Consider the following 8977-nt stretch of genomic DNA (forward strand, 5'->3'; position numbering starts at 1 on the left):
ATTTTAGATTGTTTTATAAAATGATTTATACGTGCTTTGACAGCATAGATTCTCTATGTTAAGAGTATATAACGTTTCAATTGAAACCTAGTAGAAAGTTTCTAGGAATCATTTTTAAACCTTTTTGATTATGAAAAAAATTACAATAACATTACTAATGATTATATTCTTCTCAACAATTTCTAACGCTCAAAATACCTTTGAAAACCTTTGGTTACAAGTAGAAAAATTTGAGGTTGATAACTTGCCTAAATCAGCATTAGAAGTTGTAGAAAAAATATACACAAAAGCTGAAAAAGAAAATGAGGCTCCTCAAATAATAAAATCGTTATTTTATAAGAGTAAATTTTCTCTAACTTTAGAGGAAGATGCGCAATTAAAAGTCATTCAAAACTTTAAAAAACACATTTCTAAAAGCAAATTTCCAACAAAAAATGTACTACAAAATATATTGGCCAATTTGTATTGGCAATATTTTAATCAAAATAGATATAAATTTTATAACAGAACAAAAGTTAATGCAAATTTATCAAACTCAAAAAATACTTCGTCAAGCTCATCACAAGACTTTAGAACTTGGGATTTAAATACTTTATTCAAAGAAATTCACCATCATTTTAGTGCTTCTTTAAAAAACACAACACAACTTCAAAAAGTAAACACTCGTGATTTTTCAGACATTTTAAACCTCCAAAAAGATTCTAAAAAATACAGACCCACTTTGTACGATTTTTTAGCAAATAATGCTTTAACTTTCTACAAATCATCAGAAACTTCCATTACAAGACCTTCTTATAAATTTGTGTTAGACAATCCTGCTTTTTTAAGTAATTATCAAACATTTTCAAACATAAAATTAGCATCCAAAAACAGCTTGTCCTTGCAATTTAATGCATTAAAAATTTATCAAAAATTAATTCATTTTCATCAAAAAGAAAACAATTTAAATGCATTGGTAGATATTGATATTCATCGATTGCATTTTGTAAACCAACATGCAACTTTTAGTAATAAAGAAGATATTTTATTATCAACTTTTAAAACATCTAAAGAAGTTTTTAAAAATAATGAAGTGAGTGGTTTGTATGCTTTTGAAATTGCTAAAATGTTTAAGGAAGAAAGAACTTCTCAAATTGAAAATGATAAATTTAAAATTTCAACTAATGAAGTAGCAATATATTATTGTAAAGAAGTCATTAAACAATTTCCAAAAAGTTTAGGAGCTGAAAAATGTAGCGTTTTAAAAAATCAAATTGAAGCAAAATCTTTAGCCATAACTGCAGAAGAATATATCCCAATCAATGCACACTCTAGGATTTTAGTTAACTACAAAAATATAAACGCACTTTTTTTTACAGCTTATAAAGTTGATGAAAAGCAATTAGAAAAATTCAATGTAACATATCAATCAAAAGAAAAAATAGCATTAATCAATTCTTTTGAAAAAGTTAAAAAATGGAATGTAAAATTAAGAAATGAGCAAGATTATTTACAACATACTACAGAGGTTATTGTACCTAAATTAAATAGAGGAAAGTATCTAATTATTACTTCTGAAAACAAAGGTTTACTTGTTAACCAAATATTTGGTTCAGCAACTATACAAGTCACCAATTTGGCTTTAATTACTAATAATTTTGATGACCAATACAATTTTCAAATTGTAGACAGAAATACAGGAAAACCAATTAAAAATGCTGAAATTTTACTAACCAACAGAAGTAAAAATGAGGATAAATATATCAACAAAAAAATAGTAACTAACAAAAAAGGATTTGCCTCTTTTAAAAGCAGAAATAATTATTACAACGTAAAAATTGCTGTTAAAACAAAAAACGATTTTGCTTCTTTTGGTAATCACTATTTCTATGATTACAGTAAAAATAAAAACATAAATAATGAAAACGAAACCGTTATTATAAAACCTTTTATTTTTACAGATAGAAGTATCTACAGACCAGGACAAACTGTTTATTTTAAAGCCATTATCATAAAAAAACAAGGAACAATAACTGAGGTTTTTAAAAATGAATATGTTGAAATCATCTTAAGGGATGTAAATCGTCAAATTGTAAAAGAGTCAAATTTAAAGTTAAACGAATTTGGTTCTGTTGCTGGAGAATTCATTTTACCAAACAATGGTTTAACAGGTGATTTTTCTATTGAAGTTGATGAAAGTTCTGAATATGAAAGTAAATTTTATGAAAATGCAGATTTTGACGTTGATTATAATAACTCAGTAAAGATTTCTGTAGAAGAATACAAAAGACCCAAATTTGAAACCGAATTCAAACCTATTACAGAAAGCTACAAAATAAACGATTCTGTTACTATAAAAGGGTTTGCCAAAGCTTTTTCTGGTGCAAATATTACTGATGCAAAAGTAGTTTACCAAGTACAGAGAACAGTACAATACCCTACTTGGTATTATTGGAGAATGCCAAATATAAATTCTTCTGCACAAGAAATTACCAATGGTACAACTACAACCAATAACAAAGGCGAATTTGAAATTACCTTTAAGGCAATACCAGATGAAAGTGTTGCCAAAAAAGGAAATCCAATTTTTACCTACAAAATTACTGCAGATGTAACTGACGTTAATGGAGAGACAAGAAGTGCAACCACAATTGTAAAAGTGGGTTATCATTCTTTAATTGCTTCTATTTCTATTGCTGATAAAATCGATAAGAATCAGAAAGAAACTGTGATTAACATCGATACAAAAAATTTAAATGAAGAATTTGTTGCTGCAAAAGGAACGATTCATATTTACAAATTGCAAGCACCAAAATATCCTTTAAGAAAAAGACCTTGGTCAGCTCCAGATTACCAAGATATTTCAGAAAAGACCTTTAAAACGCTGTTTCCAAATGACCCTTATACTAATGAAGAAGCAAATGAAAATAATTGGAAAAAAGGAAAATTGGTTTTCTCAAGTGATTTTGACACTGAAAAATCGAAAGAGATTATCTTAAATAAGATTAAAAATTGGGTTTCTGGTAAATATATCGTGGTTTTAGAAAGCCAAGATAAATTCGGACAAAAAGTAAAGGATGAAAAACGTTTCACCTTATTTTCTTCAAAAGAAAAGCTAGTGCCAGATGCCAAATTATTTGTTATAATTACCGATAAAAACTTTTATAAAATAGGAGATGTTGTAAAGTTAAATATTGGTTCTGCTTCTAAAAATATTACTGTAGTTGTACAAATTGAAAAAAATCATAAAATTGTAGAAACTTGCTTAGTAAAACTAAACAACACCACAAAAACCCTAAAAATTCCTGTTACAAAAAAAGATTTAGGAGGCTTTGCTATTAAGTATCATTTTGTAAACTACAATTATTTTAAAAGTGGTAACCTAATTGTAAATGTCCCAGAAAAACAAGAATCTATAGCAATTGAAACTAATATTTTTAGAGACAAACTACAACCTGGAGCAGAAGAAACATGGAGTTTTAGTATAAAAGATGATAAAAATAATGCAGTTACTGCAGAAATTTTAGCATCTATGTACGATGCTTCTTTAGATGAATTTAAGGCTCATAATTGGAGTTTTAATCCTTTGGCTCCAAAACCAAGTTATAACTCCTATCAAACTAGCAATGCCAACCATAGTTTTAAAAACACACGTTTTAATATTAGATATAACCAAAATAGATATTATAGTTTTCCAAGTATTTCCTATGATACTTACAATTGGTTTGGTTTTAGTTTGAATAACAATCGTTGGCAAAATCAGCAATATTTAAGGAGAACAAAAACAAAAATAGAAAGTACCAGAACTGATTTTGATGGTACAAATACAGGAACTGTTTCTGACGAATCTGGTGAACCTTTACCAGGAGTTTCAATAACAATAAAAGGTACAAAATTTGGAACTGAAACAGATTTTGATGGTAGATACTCTATCAAAATTAAAAAAGGAGATGTTTTAACTTTTAGATATTTAGGCTATAAACCAGAAGAGTTTTTAGTAAATAATCAAACAAAAATCGATGTAAGTTTACAAGAAGATGCAAATCGTTTAGATGAAATTGTTGTTGTTGGCTATGGCTCTACTCAGAGGAAAAGTATAACTGGTTTAGTAACTAGAATAACATCTGAAGAAGTTGAATATGATGCTGATGTTGAAAGTATTTTAAATGGACAAGTAGCTGGGATTTCAGTAGTTGGCAATTCTGGTCAACCTAGTTCTAATGAGAATATTGTAATTAGAGGTACAAATTCTTTAAATAGCAATAATCAACCACTTTATGTTGTAGATGGTGTAATTGTAGATTCTTTTAACGAAAATGGAAATAATATTGTCAATATTTCAATTTTAAAAGACACAGCAGCAACATCAATGTATGGTGCAAAAGGTGCAAATGGTGTAGTAATTATCACAACAAAAGCAGGTCAAGCAAAATTAGATGCAGCACTATCTCAAGTACAAGCGCGTAAAAACTTTAAAGAAACTGCTTTCTTTTTTCCTCAATTAAAAACCGATAAAAACGGAAAACTAAGTTTTACATTTACAATGCCAGAAGCATTAACTCGTTGGAAATTACAATTATTAGCGCATACAAAATCTTTAAAATCTGCTACAAAAACTTTGCAAACAGTTACGCAAAAAGAATTAATGGTAATACCAAATGCACCAAGATTTTTAAGAGAAGGAGATAAAATTACACTTTCTGCAAAAATTACCAACTTAACAAATAACACATTAAATGGGGTTGCAAAACTAATTTTAACAGATGCTATTTCTGGAAAAAAAATAAATGCTGAATTAGAAAACACAAATTCTAGTAAAAGTTTCATTGTCAATAAAGATGGAAATACTAATGTTTCTTGGAATTTAGCAATACCAAAAAATATACAAGCAGTACAATACAAAATTGTGGCAAAAGCTGGCGATTTTTCTGATGGAGAACAAAATGTATTGCCAGTTTTAATCAATAGATTGTTGGTTACAGAAACGTTGCCAATTTGGGTGCGTTCTAATCAAACCAAAACGTTTACTTTAGATAAACTTAAAAATAATTCATCTACTACACTGCAAAACCATCAATTAACGTTAGAAATGACGTCCAATCCTGTTTGGTATGCTATCCAAGCTTTGCCTTATTTAATGGAATATCCTTATGAATGTGCAGAACAAACTTTTTCTAAGTATTATGCAAACACTTTAGCCAATTTTGTTGCAAACTCAAATCCTAAAATTCAAGAAGTATTTAAGGCTTGGAAAAATAGTGATGCATTATTATCAAACCTAGAAAAAAACCAAGAATTAAAATCGTTAATTATTCAAGAAACGCCTTGGCTAAGAGATGCTCAATCAGAAACCGAACAAAAAAAGAGAATTGCATTATTGTTCGATTTGAATAAAATGAAAAATGAACAAGAAAAAGCCATTAATAAATTAAAGGATATTCAAATGAATTCTGGTGGATTTCCTTGGTTTAAAGGAGGTAGATATGAAAGTAGATTTATCACTCAACATATTACCACTGGTTTTGGACATCTACAACAATTAGGGGTTTCTAATTTTGATGCATCAACCCAAAAAATGATTGAAAAGTCAGTTAAATTTTTAGACAGTGAATTGTTAAAACAATATAATAAATTGCTAGAAACAGCATCAAGAATCAAAGAAAAAGCTAAAACCAAGAAAAAAGGAGAAAAAGCTTATAAAGATTATTTGGCTAAAAATCATTTGAATTATTTTACCATTCAGTATTTATATATGCGAAGTTTTTTTAATAAAATAACAATGAATAATGATGTAAAAAGCGTTGTAAATTATTATCAAAATCAGACAGAAAACTTTTGGAACGATTACAATTTGTATGCAAAAGGGCAAATTGCATTATCATTATTTAGAAGTGATAAAAAACAAACTGCAAACAAAATTTTAAAATCGTTAAAAGAAAACGCAATTACATCAGAAGAGTTGGGTATGTATTGGAAAGCAAATACAGCTGGGTATAATTATTATCAAGCTCCTGTAGAAACGCAAGCACTTTTAATCGAGGCTTTTTCAGAAATAGAAAATGATATAAAAACTATAGACAATCTAAAAGTTTGGCTTTTAAAAAACAAGCAAACCAATGCTTGGAAAACAACAAAAGCAACTTCTGAAGCAGTTTATGCTTTATTATTAAATGGAAGTGATTGGGTTGGAGCTAGCACTGAGCAAAGTCGAAGTGTTACAGAAATGGTAGCTATTAAAGTTGGAAATCATGTTGTAAATCCAAAAGTAAAAAAAGACATAAAAGTAGAAGCTGGTACAGGTTATTTTAAAACTTCTTGGAATGCAAAAGAAGTTCTTCCAGAAATGGCAGAAGTTACCATCACCAAAAAAGGAAATGGAATTGCTTGGGGAGGTTTGTATTGGCAATATTTTGAAGATTTAGACAAAATTACTGCTGCAGATACACCTTTAAAACTGAACAAAAAATTATTTAAAAAAGTGAATTCTGATACTGGTAAAGAGCTGCAAGAAATTTCTGATAGTACACCACTTAAAATTGGTGATTTAATTACTGTAAGAATAGAAATTCGCTCAGATAGGGATATGGAATTTATTCACCTTAAAGATATGAGAGCTTCTGGAGTAGAGCCAATTAATGTATTGTCTAAATACAAATGGCAAGACAATTTAGGCTATTATCAAAGCACAAAAGATGCTGCAACCCATTTCTTTTTTGACAAATTACCAAAAGGAGTATATGTTTTTGAATATGATGTTAGAGTAAACAATGCTGGTAATTTTAGCAATGGAATAACCACCATACAAAGTATGTATGCGCCTGAATTTAGCAGTCATTCTAAAGGAGTTCGTTTAAAAATTGAATAATTTTGAAGCGATTTTAACAAAATATTATTCAAATGAGTTAATTTTAAAAACGTAAACAATTTAGTTTTGCATTATAATTAAAAAACAAATCAAACAATTATGAAAAAAGTATTTTTAACATTCGCATTAATTATGGGAGCATTTTCTTTAAATGCACAAGATATTTCTGACAATGCCATTGGATTACGCTTTAGTGGAGGAAATGGAGTTGGAGGAGAAATTTCTTATCAAAAAGCTTTAGGAAGTAACAATAGATTAGAAATTGACTTAGGTTTGGCTAATGAGTTTACAGATTTTAAAGCAACAGCTTTGTACCAATGGGTTTGGAATTTAGAAGAAAGATTTAACTGGTATGCTGGTTTTGGTGGTGGATTGGTTTCTGCTGGTAAAACTGGTATTTATGGTGCTGGAAATATTGGTATTGAATATAATTTTAATGCGCCTGTATTAATATCATTAGACTATAGACCAGAGGTTGGTATTGCTGGTGGTTTAAATGGTGTAAATTCTGATGTTGCTTTATCTGTTAGATATCAATTTTAGAAATTATAAATTTTATTTTTTTAAAGAATCCTTTGAATTAATTTTTAAAGGATTTTTTTTTGACTTTTTTTAACCTCTTTACTATTAAATAATTAATGCTTATTTTTGATAAAAAGAGGAAGATGAAAAAAATTACACTACTTTTATTGTTTACAGTTAGTATTAGCTTTGGTCAAACAGAAATGCAATCTTTTGGAGGTGAATTTCAATTAAACCCAAACAATTTACCTTGTATTACAGAAGCAGCAAAAACTAAAATTAATATTCAAGTAAATAAAAATTTAAGAAAACTAAAAAAACAGGGGAAACTTAGTTTTAAAACCTTAACCACAGCAAGACCTTCTTTTATTTGGCCTGTAAAAAAAGCGAATAACACACAATTTAATGATGTTTGGGCCATCTCAAATTTTGTAGATCGTAATAGCAGTTTTCCTGACAAATTACAAGACTATAATTGTGGTACCAGAACTTACGACACAAATAGTGGATACAATCATAAAGGTATAGATATATATACTTGGCCTTTTACTTGGTATCAATTTCAAAATAATTCTTCAGAAGTCATTGCAGCAGCTCCAGGAACTATTATTTATAAAAATGATGGTCAATTTGATATGAATTGTGCTCTTAACTCCAGTAATTGGAATGCAGTTTATGTAAGACATAGTGATAATAGTGTTGCTTGGTATGGGCATTTAAAAAACGGAAGTTTAACAAATAAAAAAGTTGGTGATGCTGTAAGTGAAGGAGAATATTTAGGGGTTGTTGGAAGTTCTGGAAATTCTACAGGACCTCATTTGCATTTTGAAGTTTATGACAGTAATGGTAGTTTGGTAGATCCTTTTACAGGAAATTGCAATGCAAATCCTTCTTGGTGGAAAAACCAACCAGCTTATTACAGCCCACAAGTTAATGCAGTTTTAACTCATAATGCTCCCCCAAACTTTAAAACTTGTCCACAAACAGAAGCTACAAATATAAAATCTGAATTTTTACCAAATACAACAATTTACCTAGCTTCTTATTTTAAAGACCAACTTACTGGAACAACAGCAAATTATGAGTTAGTACACCCAAATGGCCATAAAGAAAATTGGTCCAAAACTTTTTCTAATACCTATACAGGTTCATATTGGTATTGGAGTAGCAATAATTTGAGTAATTTAGGCACATATACATTTAACGTAATTTATCAAGGAAAAACAATAAGCACCACTTTTAAAGTAACAACTACGCTAAGTTTGGAGTCAGAAAATATTTCTAATTTTACAATTTCATCAAACCCAATTAAAAATAAATTAATAATTAACACACCAAATACCATAGACAATAAAAATTACAAAATGTTTATTTATAATAATTTGGGGCAAGAAGTTTTAAAAAGAAACACATTTACGAATACTGTTCATTTAGGCTTTTTAAGTGATGGTTTGTACATTTTAAAACTATATAACAAATTAGATAATTCTTCTAAGTCTTTTAAAGTTATAAAAGAGAACTAAACATTTTTATAAGGTAATGTGGTAAAAAATGGTTGGTAATTTTTACATCAAGATTTGTTATATTCCCAAAGTTAATTTGAACAGGACA

General features: G+C 28.6%; 3 protein-coding genes. All 3 read left to right on the forward strand.

The genetic code is table 11. The features are described 5' to 3' along the window. Window positions 1–130 precede the first annotated feature (130 nt). The 3 genes from ACY2RW_RS15500 (at window position 131) to ACY2RW_RS15510 (ending at window position 8889) form a co-directional block, all read left to right on the forward strand. Window positions 131–6844, forward strand: a complete 6714-nt coding sequence (locus tag ACY2RW_RS15500; RefSeq protein WP_490123641.1) for an alpha-2-macroglobulin family protein — start codon at window positions 131–133, stop codon at window positions 6842–6844. Between the two features lie 99 nt (window positions 6845–6943). After that, window positions 6944–7387 carry a hypothetical protein gene (locus ACY2RW_RS15505; RefSeq protein WP_490123642.1) on the forward strand — a complete coding sequence of 148 codons (444 nt, stop codon included), beginning with the start codon at window positions 6944–6946 and terminating at the stop codon, window positions 7385–7387. Between the two features lie 122 nt (window positions 7388–7509). Further along, entirely contained in the window at window positions 7510–8889 is a 1380-nt protein-coding gene (locus tag ACY2RW_RS15510; RefSeq protein ID WP_490123643.1) for a peptidoglycan DD-metalloendopeptidase family protein, read from the forward strand. Window positions 8890–8977 lie beyond the last annotated feature (88 nt).

The organism is Polaribacter sp. 2305UL8-11 (genome assembly GCF_058147165.1).

Excerpts from the sequence above, each read along its gene's own strand:
- ACY2RW_RS15500 (WP_490123641.1), top strand. The coding sequence starts at position 131 with ATGAAAAAAATTACAATAACATTACTAATGATTATATTCTTCTCAACA.
- ACY2RW_RS15505 (WP_490123642.1), top strand. The coding sequence starts at position 6,944 with ATGAAAAAAGTATTTTTAACATTCGCATTAATTATGGGAGCATTTTCT.
- ACY2RW_RS15510 (WP_490123643.1), top strand. The coding sequence starts at position 7,510 with ATGAAAAAAATTACACTACTTTTATTGTTTACAGTTAGTATTAGCTTT.